This window comes from Streptomyces sp. NPDC029151, assembly GCF_055564315.1.
Window position 1 is genome coordinate 356,535 of the sequence record NZ_JBVHWQ010000001.1, and the last position, 13,386, is coordinate 369,920.

The following is a 13,386-nucleotide window of genomic DNA, read 5'->3' on the forward strand; positions in this document are numbered from 1 at the left end:
GGCTCCGGCAGGCTGGGGGACCATGAGCGATGTGAACACGATGCGAGCCATCAGCCAGGACGTCCTCGGCGGTCCCGAGGTCCTGAAGGAAGTACAGGTCGAGCGGCCGAAGCCGGGCCCGAACGAGGTGCTGGTCCGGGTGCGGGCCGCCGGGGTGAACCCCACCGACTGGAAGCACCGGGCCACCGGCGGGTTCCTGGGCGAACCCCCGTTCGTCCTCGGCTGGGACGTCTCCGGGGAGGTCGCGGAGACCGGGATCGGCGCGGCCGCGTTCCGGCCCGGCGACGAGGTCTTCGGCATGCTGCCCTACCCCTTCGGCCACGGCTCGCACGCCGAATACGCCATCGCCCCGGTCCGGGCCCTGGTGCACAAGCCGGCCTCCCTCGACCACGTCCAGGCGGGTGCGCTGCCGCTGGTCTCCCTGACCGCCTGGCAGGCACTGACCGAGCACGCGGACCTCCAGCCGGGGCAGCGGGTGCTGATCCACGCGGCGGCCGGCGGTGTCGGCCATGTGGCCGTGCAGATCGCCAAGGCGCGCGGGGCGTACGTGATCGGTACGGCGAGCGCGGGCAAGCACGACTTCCTGCGGGAGATCGGCGTGGACGAGCCGGTCGACTACCGGTCCACCGATGTCACGGAGACGGTCCGGGACGTCGACGTGGTCCTGGACACGCTGGGCGGCGAGACCTCCGTACGGTCCCTGCGGACGCTGCGGCCGGGCGGTGTGGTGGTGTCGATCCTGCCGGTGGGCGACGACGACTTCTACGAGGAGGCCGAGCGCCTCGGCGTGCGGGCGGTGCGCATGCTGGTCGACGCGGACCGTTCGGGGATGCGGGCGATCGCGGAACTGGCGGAGTCGGGGCGGCTGAAGGCGACGATCGCCGGGACGTTCCCGCTGACCGACGCGGCGAAGGCGCACGAGCTGGGCGACACCGGCCGGACCACCGGGAAGCTGGTGCTGCTGGCGGACTGAGCGGCGCCGGCCGGGCGGGACGGGCCGAACGACACCGGCCGACACGCGTCAAACTCGAAGACATATGTCAATCGAACATGCTCAAATTCCTTCCATCGAGGGTAACTTGACGATCGGGAACCGACGTCGGGGCGCGGGGTGGGAGGTGGTGCCGAGGTGCGACACGAACCCGTACCTCTCACCCGGCAACTGGGCGTGTACGACCACCGCGGGCACACGGTGCTGGAGTTCCGGGGCGAGATCGACATCGCCGCGGCGACGGAGATCGGCCCGTTCCTCGACCGGGTCACCGACCGGCCCGGCGCCCGGGTCGTCATCGACCTGCGGCCGGTGGAGTTCTTCGACTGCTCGGGCCTGCGGCTGCTGTACCGGGCGCGCCTGCGGGTGCTGGAGCGCGGCGGGCAGCTGCACCTGGTGTGCACACACCCGTTGACCCTGCGGGTGTTCCGGGTCACCGGGCTGACCCGGTTGCTGCCTCCCCAGCCGGACCTGGACGCGGCCCTGGCCCGGTCCGAGGCCGCGTCGGGCTCGCTGTGACAGACCGGTCTGTTCCGGCCGTCCGCGGGCATCCGGTCGGCAGGAAGGAGGGCCGTCGCGATGACGACTCCCGTGAGGCGCCTGCCGGGCTGGGCCAAGTTCATGACCATGGCCGTGGCGGCGATCGTGCTGGTGCTCGCGCTGCTGTTCGCCGGGATACGGCTGGCGGTACTGCCGGGCATCAAGGACCTGTTCGGCACCGAGACCGAGGACCGTTCCGGACCCGCGCTGCTCAAGTCCATCCAGGACATGAGCCGTTACGACGCGGCCTCGGGCAACTTCCAGGTCGTCGTGGACCTGGAGAAGGACGCGAAGTTCCTGCCCGACGCCATCCGCGGCACCCGCACCCTGTACGTCGGCGCGGGCACCGTGGACGCCTACGTGGACCTCGGCCGGGTCGGCGACAAGGACGTCACGGTCGACGGCGACCGTACGTCCGCGACCATCCGGCTGCCGCACGCGCGGCTCGGCAGGCCGGCCCTGGATCCCGACCACTCCTACGCCGTGTCCAAGCAGCGCGGCCTGCTGGACCGGCTCGGCGACCTGTTCTCGGACAACCCCAACAGCGAGCAGGCCGTGCAACGGCTCGCCGTGCGGCACATCGGCGACGCCGCGAAACGCAGCGGGCTGACCGCGCGTGCCGAGAGCAACACCACCGACATGCTCCAGGGGCTGCTGCGCTCCCTCGGCTTCACGGAGGTGCACATCAAGTACGGCCCTGATCAGGAGCCGAGCACCCCGGGCAGGGCCAGCGCCCCCAGGACGGTCGCGCCCACCAGCAGCCAGGCCACGTAGTCGCCGACGTGCCCGGACTGCAGGCGCCTGAGGGGCGCGGCCCAGCCCGGGGCGGCCAGCCAGGCCGGGCGGGTGACGGCGAGGCCGGCCAGCGCCAGGGCCAGCGCGGTCGAGGCCACGCCCAGCAGCACGCCGTGCGCGGTCCAGTGCGCGGAGGCGTGCGCGCCGCCCGAGCCGGCCTCGTTGACGGACCGGGCCACCACGGCACCGAAGCCGGGGACCACCCCGATCGCGAGGGCGGCGGCGAGCAGGACGGCGGGCACGGTCGTCATGGTGTCCGGGATCCGCCGCAGCAGCCCGGACGTCTCCGGTTCCTCGTCGGAGCCGCTGGTCTCGTACTCGGCGTCCTCGGGGCGCGGTCCGAGGCCCAGGAAGACGCGGGCGGCGACCCGCAGCACCGCGCCCGCGGTGATCGCGGAGGCGGCCACGTACACCACGGTGAGCGGGCCGCCGACCGCCTCCTCGGTGACCGCCTTGCCCAGCGCCGTACCGAACGGCGGCAGGCCGGCGAGGCCGAGGGCGCCGACGGCGAACATGACCCCGGTGGCCCGCAGGGGCCGGCCCCGGCCGTGCAGCGCGTGCTCGTCGACGCTGGCGAACCGGTCCAGCAGGGCGCCCGCGCAGGCGAACAGCGCGGCCTTCACCCCGGCGTGGCCGAGCAGGTACAGGGCCACGCCGTCGTCGCCCTCGGGGCTGAGGACGCCGAGCCCGACGAGGAACAGGCCGGTGTGGGAGACGGTGGAGTACGCGAGGAGCCGTTTGATGTGCCGCTGGTACCAGCACATGACGGCGCCGGTCACGGCCGTGAGGGCGCCGAGGACCACCAGGGCCCGGGTCAGGTCGGCGGCGGGGATGCCACCGGGACCGGCGAACACGGTGCCGTACACCCGCCACACGCCGTAGGAGCCGAGTTCGACCATGACGCCGGACAGGAGCATGCAGACCGGGGTGGGGGCGACGGCGTGCGCGTCCGGGAGCCAGAAGTGGAACGGCACGGCCGCCGCCTTCACCAGCAGCCCGGTGAGCACCAGCACGAAGGAGGCGAGGACCAGCGCGTCGGGGCCGCCCTGCCCGCCGGCGGCGTCGAGCCCCCGGCCGATCTTCGCCATGGCCAGTTCGCCGGTGCGGGCGTACAGCAGGGCGATCCCCATCAGCAGGGCGTACGCGCCGAGGGAGTTGACGACACCGAAGGTCAGCGCGCCCTGCACGGCCTTGGCCTCGTCGATGCGGTAGCCGGTCAGGGCGTACGCCACCACGCTCATCAGCTCGAAGAACACGAACGCGTTGAACAGGTCGCCGGCCAGGGCGAATCCGCACATGGCGCCCTGGAAGACCAGCATCAGCGCGGTGAACGAGCCGGCGTGGTCCCGCGGGGGCTCGTCGAAGTAGCGCCAGGAGTAGGCGAGGGCGGCGAGGGTCAGCAGGGAGGCGAGCGAGGCCATGCCGAGCGCCGGGCCGTCGCCGACCACCAGGATGCCGACGCTCTCGCCGCCGACGGGCAGCCAGCCGCCGACCCACTCGACCATCGGCGGGGCGGAGTTCAGCAGCAGCACGAGCGCGAGGGCGGCGGTACCGCCGGAGACGGCGAACCCGGTGATCTCGACGGCGATCCGGGGCAGGCGGCGGCCCACGGCCACCAGCAGGGCGGCACCGAGCAGCGGGACCGCGACGATCAGCGGGATCAGATGGTGCATCAGCCGCGCAGCTCCCGCAGTTCGTCGGGGTCGATCGTGCCGTGCCGTTTGGCGATCTGCTGGACGAGGGCGAGCAGCAGCGCGGTGACGGTGGCGCCGACGACGATGTCGGTGAGGGTGAGGGCCTGCACCACCGGGTCGACCACCGGCCGGGAGCCGGGCTTCATGTCGGAGAAGACGGGAGCGGTGCCGCCGTCGCGGTAGCCGACCGCCAGCAGCAGCACGTAGGTCGCGGACTGGCAGACGGCGAGGCACCCGACGGCGTGGATCAGGTTCCGGCTGGTCGCGAGGCCGTAGCAGCCCGTCAGGAAGATGTAGGCGGCCGTCAGGTACGGAAGGACGTGCATCACGGTGTTCACCTCTCGTGCGCTCCCTCGGTCCGTCCCCCGCTCGTCTCCTCGATCTCCACGGCCTGGTCGAGGAAGTGGGCGAGCAGGACGACGACCGCGCCGGCCACCTCCATGCCGACGGCGGCGTTCAGCAGCGGGACGGAGCCGCCGGAGGACAGCGTGTTGAAGGTGCCGTACGGCAGCAGGGTGTTGGCGAGGAAGGCGGTGCCGGCCAGGACCGATGCGGTGCCCAGCACGAGGTAGGCGGCGACCGCGAGGGAGTCGGTGGTCTCGTAGACGCCGAGCGGGCGGACGCGTTCCAGCGCGCGGTAGTCGGCGCCGAGGTAGAGCAGGTGCAGGGCGGTCGCGGCGACGACGCCGCCCTGGAAGCCGCCGCCGGGGCTGAGCTGGCCGTGGGCGATGACGTACAGGCCGGTGAGCAGGGCGACGGGCAGCACGAGCAGGGCGTAGCGGCGGACCGGGCGTGCCACCTCGGCGGGTTCGGGCCGTGCCCGCCGCTCGTCGCGGGCCTGGCGCAGCAGCACCACGCAGCCGAGGACGGCGGCGAACAGGATGCTCATCTCGCCGAGGGTGTCGTAGGCGCGCTGGTCGAAGTTGACGGAGGCGATCGTGTTGGCGGTGTGCCGGGCGAGGGAGGCGTGCACGGCCCGGTCGCCGTACGGGTGCCGGCGGCCGCCGAAGTCCGGCAGGCGCAGGCAGGCGGCGGCGAGCAGGGCGGCCAGGCCCGCGCCGCCGACGGCCAGCAGGACCAGCCGCAGCCGGCTCACCTCGGCCCCTCCTTCGAACGGCCCCGGCGTCTGATCTTGCGCACCGACAGCATGATCAGCAGCGGGGTGAGGGCGGAGCCGACGGCGAGCTGGGACAGGCCCACGTCGGGGGCCTGGAGCACGGTGAACAGCGCGGCCAGCAGCACGCCGAGGACGGACAGCACCAGCGCCTGACGGGCGGGGTCGCGCTGGGCCACGGCCGCGGTGGCGGAGGCGGCCGCGAGTACGAGGACGACGACGATCAGCGCGTCGGACACAGGGCACCCGCCTTCCGCACACCGACCGTCGCATCCCCGGCGCCCCGGGCTCCCCCGCCACCGGCCGGGCCCCACGCCCCGCCGTCCCCGACACGCCCCGCCTCCCGGCCGTCCGTCACCGGACCCCACACACCGCCGGCCACGACGCACCCAACGGCCCCGCCGCCCCTCACCGGACCGACCACCCCGCACACACCCCGAACTCCCCCACCACCAGCCGAACCCCACACCCCGCCGGCCACGGCGCAGCCGACAGCCCCGCCGCCCCTCACCGGACCGACCACCCCGCACACACCCCGAACTCCCCCACCAGCAGCCGAACCCCGCACACCGCCGGCCACGGCGCACCGGACCCCGCGGCCGTCCGTCACCGGGCCGGCCACCCGGCGGGCGCCCGGGGCTGTCCCGGAAGGGGCACCGGAGCCGCCCGTGTCCCGCGTCCCGTCAGCCACCGCCCACCCCCCGGAACCCGCCCGCCAGCGCACGGGAGGCGATCAGGTTGCCGCTGATCAGCAGGGCGGCGATCACCAGGAGCTTCACGGTCGCCCGGCCCGGGTCGCCGGCCACGCACACGGCGAGGACGACCACGGCGCCCAGTGCCGCCGCCGCCCAGGTCAGCGCCCGGCCACTCGGGCGCTCACCGGCCAGGTCGTCGGAGAGGAGGCGGGCGAAGACCAGGGTGCCGACCGGGCCGAGGAGGGCGAGGAGCAGGGCGAGGTCGACGTAGGAGGGGCGGCCGTAGCCCTGGGCGAGGAGCAGCAGGGCCGGGCAGACGGCGGAGGTGGTCATGTTCTGGGCGATCACCCGGCGGGCCGGCGGGCCGGTGGTCACGCCCCACAGGGCGGCCGCGCCTCCCCCGCCCAGCTCGACGGTCGCCGCGAGGATCCAGCCGTTCACCGCCAGGTCACCGCCCGCCGGCCGGCCCGGGCCAGCAGGGCGCCCGCGGCGGCGCAGCTCGCTCCGACGATCCGTTCCAGGGTGTCGACCGTGCTGATGAGCACCAGCCACAGCAGCGCCAGCGCCGCCCACCAGGCGAGGAGTTCACCGGCGGCGAGGACGGCCGCGCGGGCCGTACGGCGGGTCATGCGGCACCTCCTGGAGTCCGCTGTGCTCGGGTACGCGGCGATGTGTCCGGGGTGCCGCTGGGGGCATCCAAGCACCGCCGGACCCGGGCGGGAGCGGCGGCACGCGGGTCCGCACCCACAGTGCCCCGGAGGCGTGAACGGAAACCCGGGGCGGGTGCGCGCGGGCGGCGGCATCCTCGGCCGGGGTGCGGGTAACCGACTTTCCGGACCCCGAAGTTGACCCCTGGAGGACCGTATGGCCCGCACCGTCCCGCGACTGCCGGAGCTGCTGCGCACCCCCCGGAGGCGGCAGCCCGCCGAGGCGGTCAGGCCCCGGCTGCCGGAGCTGCTGCGCACCGCCCGGAGGCGGCAGCCGGCCGAACCGGTCCGGCCGCGGCACGCGCTGCCGCTGCCCGTCCGGCTGCTGGCGATGCTGGTCGCGTTCGCGGCGATGGTGGCGTTCGCCGTCGTCCTGGCCCGCATCACGCTCCAGCCGTCGCCCGCGTCGGTGTCGTTGACGCACAGCAACCTGCACCCGGGCCGCTCGCTCCACGCCTACCTGACGCAGGCGTCGGCGCGTGACGCCATCCGGCAGGTCGGCGGAAACCTGTTGCTGGGCGTGCCGTTCGGGGTGCTCGTGCCGGTCCTCGCGCCGCGCGCCCGGGGCGCGCTCCAGGTGCTGGCGCTGACCGCGCTGGTGATGCTGATGGTGGAGCTGGTCCAGGGGGCGGTGGTCACCGGGCGCGCCTTCGACATCGACGACGTCATCCTCAACTCGGCCGGGGCGCTGGTGGGTTGGCTGCTGCTGGGGCGGCTGCTCGGGCGAGGGGTGCACCGGCGGGTGCAGGAACCGTCGGCCGGGTGATCGTCGGCAACAGGTCCGTACCAGAGTATTGACGCCCCCTTATCTCACTCCTTAAATCAAGAGGCGCACAGCTCCCGCCCCCACACCGAACGGAGAGCCATGGCCTCCCCGCGCCTGCTCCGCAGATGTCTTCTCGCCGCACTGTCCGCCGCCCTGGTCGGTTCCGTCGCCGTCGGCCCGGCCCGGGCCGCCGAGCGCGGTGCCCCGGCGGCAGCGGCCGTCACCACCTTCTCCGACACCTTCGAGGGACCCGCCGGCGCCGCGGTCGACGCCTCGAAGTGGACCCTGGAGACCGGGGACAACGTCAACAACCACGAGCGGCAGTACTACACCTCCGGCACCAGGAACGCCGCCCTCGACGGCCAGGGCCACCTGGTGATCACCGCCCGGAAGGAGAACCCGGCCGGCTACCAGTGCTGGTACGGCAGCTGCCAGTACACCTCGGCCCGGCTGAACACGGCCGGGAAGTTCACCGCCCAGTACGGCCATGTCGAGGCCCGCATGAAGATCCCGCGCGGGCAGGGCATGTGGCCCGCGTTCTGGATGCTCGGCACGCCGGTCAACTGGCCGGACTCGGGCGAGATCGACGTGATGGAGAACGTCGGATTCGAACCGTCGACGGTGCACGGCACCATCCACGGCCCCGGCTACTCAGGCTCCGGCGGCATAGGCGCCGGCTACACCCTGCCGAACGGGCAGGCCTTCGCGGACGCCTTCCACACGTTCGCCGTCGACTGGGCGCCCGACTCGATCACCTGGTCCGTGGACGGCAACGTGTACCAGCGCCGCACCCCCGCCGACCTGGGCGGCAAGACCTGGGTCTACAACAAGCCGTTCTTCCTGATCCTCAACCTCGCGGTCGGCGGCTACTGGCCCGGCGACCCGGACGGCTCGACGCAGTTCCCCCAGACACTGGTGGTGGACTCGGTGTCGGTGACCACGAGCGGCGGCACGGCCGGTGCGCCGATCCGGGGGCTTGCGGGCAAGTGCGTGGACGTGGCGGGCGCGAACCCCGCGAACGGCACCCCGGTCCAGCTCTACGACTGCAACGGCACCGGCGCGCAGTCCTGGACCGTCGGCTCGGACGGCACGCTGCGGGCGCTCGGCAAGTGCCTGGACGTCACGGGCAACGGCACCGCGGACGGCTCCACCGTCCAGCTGTGGGACTGCACCGGCGGCCCCAACCAGAAGTGGACCGTCACCGGGGCGCGCGACATCGTCAACCCGCAGGCGAACAAGTGCCTCGACGTCACGGGCAACAACGCGGCCAACGGGACACGGCTGCAGATCTGGACCTGCACGGGCGGCGCCAACCAGAAGTGGACGGTGGGCTGAGCCGGACGTGCCGACCGGTCAGTGCAGCCTCCAGGTGTACTTGTCCCCGCCCACGAAGCGGACCACGTCCGGGTCGTCGAGGTCGTGGATGGGGATGCCGTAGGCGGCAGCCGTCTCCAGCACGTCGGTGACGGTCCTGGCCTGACCGACCACCTGACCGTCGATCTCCATGATCCGGAAGGGCGGCTCACCGTGCCGTCCCGGGCACACCCCGAGGACCAGGATCCGCGGATGGGAGATGTGGGGAGCTGCTTGTTCGGTCATGCAATCGAGGGTAGAACGCATCCCGCGCCGACGGGTCGTCCACCGGAACCGTCCAGCGGACCGGCTCAGGGGCGGCGCCAGTCGTCGCTGGTCAGGTGGGAGCCGGCCTGCGGACCCATACGGAGCATGCCGCCGTCGACGCTCCAGGAGGCGCCGGTGACGTAGGAGGCGTCGGGGCTCGCGAGGAACGCGATCACCGCGGCGACCTCGCGGGCGTCGCCGGGCCGGCCGAGCGGCACGCCGGGGCGGCGCTCGGTGTGGACGTCGGTGTCCTCCTGGCCGGTCATCGGGGTGGCGATCTCACCCGGCGCGACGGCGTTCACGGTGATGCCGTGCTCGGCCAGTTCCAGGGCCATCACCTGGGTCAGCAGGCCGAGGCCGCCCTTGGCCGCGCAGTAGGGGGCCGCTCCGACCCGGGGCTGGTGCTCGTGCACGGAGGTGACGTTCACGATCCGGCCGCCCTCGCCCTGCCGGATCATCCGCCGCGCGGCCCGCTGCCCCAGAAGGAACGGGCCGACGAGGTCGACGTCCAGGACCCGGCGCACGTCGGTCAGGGTCAGGTCCAGGTAGGGGGTCATGGTGCCCGTACCGGCGTTGTTGACCAGGACGTCGATCCGGCCCAGCTCCTCGCACAGCTCGTCCACGGTGTCGGCGGCCTCGGGCAGCCGGGTGAGGTCCAGCCGGGCCACGGCGGCGCGGCGGCCGGCGCGGCGGACCTCCTCCGCGGTCTCCTCGGCACCCTTCTCGTCCGCGTGCCAGGTGATGCCGACGTCCAGGCCCGCCTCGGCCAGGCGTACGGCGGTGGCCCGGCCGATGCCGGAGTCCGAACCGGTGACGATCGCTGCGCGGGGCATGGCCGACCTCCTCGAGTGAGCGTGGGCATCGCAGTACCCGGGGGTGCGGAGGGCAAACGGGGTTCACCGAGCGGGGCGGTGCGGGCGGGTGGCCGGTCGCCCGGGCGGTTCCCCGCGCCCTTCGGTGCGTCCGGTGCGACCTTGGTGTGCATGGACCCCGTCGCCGCTCTCGACCGGATCGCCTTTCTCCTGGAGCGGGCGCTCGCGCCCACCTACCGGGTACGGGCCTTCCGCACGGCTTCCCGGACGCTGGCCGCACTGCCGGAGAACGAGGTGGCCGAGCGGGCCGCGGCCGGGACGCTGGAGTCGTTGAAGGGGGTCGGGCCGAAGACCGCGCAGGTGGTGCGGGAGGCCCTGGCCGGGGAGGTGCCCGCGTACCTGCGCAGGCTGGAGGAGGAGGCGGGGGCGGCGGCCGGCGCCCAGGGTGCCGGTGCCGAACTGCGGGCGATGCTCCGCGGGGACTGCCACACGCACTCCGACTGGTCCGACGGGGGCAGCCCGATCGAGGAGATGGGGCGGGCGGCGGCCGATCTGGGGCACGAGTGGACCGCGCTCACCGATCACTCCCCCCGGCTGACCGTGGCCCGCGGGCTGTCGCCGGAACGGCTGCGGGAGCAGCTCGCGGTGGTGGCGGAGCTGAACGCCCGGTGGGCGCCGTTCCGGCTGCTCACCGGCATCGAGTGCGACATCCTGGAGGACGGCTCGCTGGACCAGGAACCGGAGCTGCTGGAGCAGCTGGACGTGGTCGTGGTGTCGGTCCACTCCAAGCTGCGGATGGACGCGCGGTCGATGACCCGCCGGATGGTGGCCGCCGTGCGCGATCCGCACGCCGACGTCCTCGGGCACTGCACCGGACGCCTGGTCACGGGCCGGGGGCGGCCGGAGTCGCAGTTCGACGCGGACGAGGTCTTCGCCGCCTGCGCCGAGTCGGGCACCGCCGTGGAGATCAACAGCCGTCCGGAACGGCTGGACCCGCCGCGGCGGCTGCTGCGCCGGGCGGTGGAGGCGGGCGTGCTGTTCTCGGTCGACACCGACGCGCACGCGCCCGGCCAGCTGGACTGGCAGATCCTCGGCTGCGCCCGGGCCGAGGAGTGCGGGGTGCCGCCCGAACGGGTGGTGACCACCTGGTCGGCCGAGGAGCTGCTGGGCTGGACCCGTGAGGGGCGACTGCCTGCACGCGTGGCGGGGTCCGGACGTGGTACACGGAGCGGAAGCTGACAGATGCCCACAGGGCTGAGAGAGGACCCGGTATGGACCGTGCCGCCGTGTTCGACGTCGACGGAACCCTCGTCGACACCAATCACCTGCATGTCGTCACCTGGTGGGAGGCGTTCCGGCAGGCGGGGCACGACGTCCCCATGCACGCCGTGCACCGGGCCGTCGGGCTCGGCTCCACGGACCTGGTCGCCCATCTGCTCGGCGACGACCGGGACCGGGACCAGGACGCACGGCTGAGCGCGGCGCACACGGCGCTGTACGGGCAGTACTTCGACCGGCTCCCCGCGCTTCCGGGCGCCGGGGAGCTGCTGCGGCGGCTGCACGGGGACGGCTGGACGGTGGTCCTCGCCACCTCGGCGAGCGGTGCGGAGCTGGGCGCCCTGCGCCGGGCCATCGACGCGGACGAGGCCATCGCGGCCACGGCGAGCGCGGACGACGTGACGCGGGGCAAGCCGGCCCCCGAGCCCGTGGAACACGCGCTGGAGCTGGCCGGGGTGCCGGCCTCGCGGGCGGTGTTCGTCGGGGACACCGTGTGGGACATGCGGGCGGGAAGCAAGGCGGGGGTGCGCTGCGTGGGGCTGCTGTGCGGCGGGATCCCGCGCGCCGACCTGGAGGAGGCCGGGGCGGAGACGGTGTATGCCGACCCGGCCGACCTCCTGGCCCGGCTGGACGGCAGCCCGCTGGGCTGAGCGGCCCCGGAGGTGACGCAGGTCACGTGCGGGTATGGAACACCCGGATGTGGTTGCCCGTTGAACCAACCGTGGGTGTGGATGGGACAGTGTCCCCGGGCCTCACCTTTTGCCCACAGGGACGATCGTTCGGCTGAAGCCCTGTGGAGCGTCTCGCCGAGAGGCGACCGCCATCCGCACCCACCACCTGACCGCCCCGGTCGTGATTCCCCCGTCACGGCCGGGGCTTTTCCTTGCCCGTCGCCCGTCGCCGCTGCCCCTGGCCCGCCGGCCACCGCCGGTTGTCGGCTGTCGGCTGCCCGGAGGGCCGCGTGTGCGGGTCCGGCCGCCGGGTACCCGGCCGCTCGTCGCAGCCTCCGCCGATGCCGACGAGAGGAGCCGAAGGTGAGCAGCTCAGCGGGCAGCAGGGTGGTCGTGACAGGGGCCACCGGCAACGTCGGGACGAGTGTGGTGCGTCTGCTCTCGGAGGACCCCGGTGTGAAGTCGGTGCGGGGACTGGCCCGGCGGACGCCCCGGTGGTCGCCGCCGAAGACCGAGTGGTCCGCCGTCGACCTGGGCTCGGACGAGGACAACCTCGCCGAGCGGTTCGAGGGTGCCGACGCCGTGATCCACCTGGCCTGGGCGTTCCAGCCGACGCACGATCCGGCCACCACCTGGCGGACCAACGTGCTCGGCAGCATCCGGGTCTTCGAGGCCGTCGCCGCGGCCCGGGTGCCGGTGCTGGTGCACGCGTCCTCCGTCGGGGCGTACTCACCGGGCCCGAAGGACCGACCGGTGGACGAGTCCTGGCCGACCCACGGCTGGCCGGATGCCGCGTACTGCCGGGAGAAGGCCTATCTGGAGCGCACCCTGGACGTGTTCGAGCGGGATCACCCGGAGGTGCGGGTGGTCCGGATGCGCCCGGCGTTCCTGTTCAAGTGGGAGTCGGCGAGCGAGCAGCGGCGGATCTTCGGCGGGCGGTTCCTGCCCGGCCCGCTGGCCCGGCCGGAGCTGCTGCCGTTCCTGCCGGACGTCCCGGGACTGAGGGTCCAGGCGCTGCACACGGACGACGCGGCCGAGGCCTACCGGCTCGCCGTGCGCACGGACAGCGCGCGGGGCGCCTTCAACCTGGCCGCCGATCCCCCGCTGGACGCGGGCGTCCTCGCCGAGCTGCTCGGCTCCCGGCCGTTGCGGCTGCCGCGTACGGCGGCCCGCTCGGCGATCGCCGCCGCGTGGGGGCTGCACCTGCTGCCCGCCTCCCCGCACCTGTTCGACGCGGTGCTGCGGCTGCCCCTGATGGACTGCGCACGGGCGCGCGCCGAGCTGGGCTGGGAGCCACGGCGCACGGCGACCGAGGTGTTCCGGGAGTTCCTGGACGGGCTGCGGAAGGGCGGCGGGATGGAGACCGAACCGATGCGCGGACGGAGGGTCGGCTGAGCCGGGCGACGAACGCCGGCCCGGTCGGGGCGAAACGCCGGTACAGCCGAGGGAGAACGGAGAACGTCATGTCTGTGCAGAAACCCGGGCCCGGGTCGAGGCCGGTCCCCCGGGACATGCCCGACCAGCAGGCCCGTACCGACGAGGACCCGTGGGACGTCGCCCCGACGCGCCCGCGGGACGACGAACCGGACGAGGACGCCGTACCGGACACGGACGAGGCCGGTACCGGCCCCCGCGGTTCCACCCGGAGCGGCACGGTCCACCCGGAACACCCGGGTCCGCAGGAGCCGTCGGCCTGAGCGGCG

General features: G+C 73.9%; 17 protein-coding genes. 9 read left to right on the forward strand and 8 right to left on the reverse strand.

Translation table 11 applies throughout. From position 1 onward, the window contains the following. Window positions 1-22 precede the first annotated feature (22 nt). The 3 genes from ACZ4VF_RS01350 to ACZ4VF_RS01360 all read left to right on the forward strand — a co-directional run bounded on the left by ACZ4VF_RS01350 (window position 23) and on the right by ACZ4VF_RS01360 (window position 2,305). A complete protein-coding gene (locus ACZ4VF_RS01350; protein ID WP_467922400.1) occupies window positions 23-973 on the forward strand; it encodes an NADP-dependent oxidoreductase in 951 nt (316 codons plus the stop codon). 156 nt (window positions 974-1,129) lie between these two features. Beyond that, complete coding sequence (locus tag ACZ4VF_RS01355; protein WP_467922401.1) at window positions 1,130-1,510, forward strand: anti-sigma factor antagonist; 381 nt, start codon at window positions 1,130-1,132, stop codon at window positions 1,508-1,510. Window positions 1,511-1,570: 60 nt separating this feature from the next. Next, window positions 1,571-2,305 carry a DUF4230 domain-containing protein gene (locus tag ACZ4VF_RS01360; protein WP_467922402.1) on the forward strand — a complete coding sequence of 245 codons (735 nt, stop codon included), beginning with the start codon at window positions 1,571-1,573 and terminating at the stop codon, window positions 2,303-2,305. Here the strand turns inward: ACZ4VF_RS01360 and ACZ4VF_RS01365 are convergent. The 6 genes from ACZ4VF_RS01365 to ACZ4VF_RS01390 all read right to left on the reverse strand — a co-directional run bounded on the left by ACZ4VF_RS01365 (window position 2,233) and on the right by ACZ4VF_RS01390 (window position 6,458). Next, window positions 2,233-3,999 carry a complex I subunit 5 family protein gene (locus ACZ4VF_RS01365; RefSeq protein ID WP_467922403.1) on the reverse strand — a complete coding sequence of 589 codons (1,767 nt, stop codon included), beginning with the start codon at window positions 3,997-3,999 and terminating at the stop codon, window positions 2,233-2,235. The two genes, ACZ4VF_RS01360 and ACZ4VF_RS01365, sit on opposite strands and share 73 nt — an antisense overlap. Beyond that, window positions 3,999-4,346 carry a sodium:proton antiporter gene (locus ACZ4VF_RS01370; protein ID WP_467923741.1) on the reverse strand — a complete coding sequence of 116 codons (348 nt, stop codon included), beginning with the start codon at window positions 4,344-4,346 and terminating at the stop codon, window positions 3,999-4,001. Before ACZ4VF_RS01370 ends, ACZ4VF_RS01365 begins: the two co-directional genes overlap by 1 nt. Before the next feature lie 8 nt (window positions 4,347-4,354). Continuing rightward, a complete protein-coding gene (locus ACZ4VF_RS01375; protein ID WP_467922404.1) occupies window positions 4,355-5,116 on the reverse strand; it encodes an MnhB domain-containing protein in 762 nt (253 codons plus the stop codon). Further along, window positions 5,113-5,373: a Na(+)/H(+) antiporter subunit B gene (locus ACZ4VF_RS01380; protein WP_467922406.1), complete on the reverse strand. Its 261-nt coding sequence runs from the start codon at window positions 5,371-5,373 to the stop codon at window positions 5,113-5,115. Before ACZ4VF_RS01380 ends, ACZ4VF_RS01375 begins: the two co-directional genes overlap by 4 nt. A 444-nt stretch (window positions 5,374-5,817) precedes the next feature. Continuing rightward, window positions 5,818-6,270: an MrpF/PhaF family protein gene (locus ACZ4VF_RS01385; protein WP_467922407.1), complete on the reverse strand. Its 453-nt coding sequence runs from the start codon at window positions 6,268-6,270 to the stop codon at window positions 5,818-5,820. Further along, on the reverse strand, window positions 6,267-6,458 hold the full coding sequence (locus tag ACZ4VF_RS01390) for a hypothetical protein (protein ID WP_467922408.1): 192 nt from the start codon (window positions 6,456-6,458) through the stop codon (window positions 6,267-6,269). The genes ACZ4VF_RS01385 and ACZ4VF_RS01390 overlap by 4 nt, the downstream gene beginning before the upstream one ends. Before the next feature lie 235 nt (window positions 6,459-6,693). Here ACZ4VF_RS01390 and ACZ4VF_RS01395 point away from each other — a divergent pair, with 235 nt between their 5' ends. Together ACZ4VF_RS01395 and ACZ4VF_RS01400 are read left to right on the forward strand one after the other, a co-directional pair. Next, entirely contained in the window at window positions 6,694-7,302 is a 609-nt protein-coding gene (locus ACZ4VF_RS01395; protein WP_467922409.1) for a VanZ family protein, read from the forward strand. A 99-nt stretch (window positions 7,303-7,401) separates the two neighbouring features. Beyond that, the gene (locus tag ACZ4VF_RS01400; protein ID WP_467922410.1) at window positions 7,402-8,637 is read left to right on the forward strand and encodes a lectin; all 1,236 of its coding nucleotides are present in this window, start codon (window positions 7,402-7,404) and stop codon (window positions 8,635-8,637) included. Between the two features lie 18 nt (window positions 8,638-8,655). Here ACZ4VF_RS01400 and ACZ4VF_RS01405 read toward each other — a convergent pair whose 3' ends face one another. Next, window positions 8,656-8,901, reverse strand: coding sequence for a hypothetical protein (locus ACZ4VF_RS01405; RefSeq protein ID WP_467922411.1), 246 nt, complete (start codon window positions 8,899-8,901; stop codon window positions 8,656-8,658). 65 nt (window positions 8,902-8,966) lie between these two features. Beyond that, window positions 8,967-9,755, reverse strand: coding sequence for an SDR family oxidoreductase (locus tag ACZ4VF_RS01410; RefSeq protein WP_467922412.1), 789 nt, complete (start codon window positions 9,753-9,755; stop codon window positions 8,967-8,969). 150 nt (window positions 9,756-9,905) lie between these two features. On the opposite strand from ACZ4VF_RS01410, the gene ACZ4VF_RS01415 reads away from it, so the two are divergent. The 4 genes from ACZ4VF_RS01415 (at window position 9,906) to ACZ4VF_RS01430 (ending at window position 13,380) form a co-directional block, all read left to right on the forward strand. Further along, window positions 9,906-10,973 carry a PHP domain-containing protein gene (locus tag ACZ4VF_RS01415; protein ID WP_467922413.1) on the forward strand — a complete coding sequence of 356 codons (1,068 nt, stop codon included), beginning with the start codon at window positions 9,906-9,908 and terminating at the stop codon, window positions 10,971-10,973. Window positions 10,974-11,005: 32 nt separating this feature from the next. Beyond that, on the forward strand, window positions 11,006-11,662 hold the full coding sequence (locus ACZ4VF_RS01420) for an HAD family hydrolase (RefSeq protein WP_467922414.1): 657 nt from the start codon (window positions 11,006-11,008) through the stop codon (window positions 11,660-11,662). A gap of 384 nt (window positions 11,663-12,046) precedes the next feature. Continuing rightward, on the forward strand, window positions 12,047-13,078 hold the full coding sequence (locus ACZ4VF_RS01425; RefSeq protein ID WP_467922416.1) for an SDR family oxidoreductase: 1,032 nt from the start codon (window positions 12,047-12,049) through the stop codon (window positions 13,076-13,078). A gap of 68 nt (window positions 13,079-13,146) precedes the next feature. Further along, a complete protein-coding gene (locus ACZ4VF_RS01430) occupies window positions 13,147-13,380 on the forward strand; it encodes a hypothetical protein (protein WP_467922417.1) in 234 nt (77 codons plus the stop codon). Window positions 13,381-13,386: the final 6 nt, after the last annotated feature.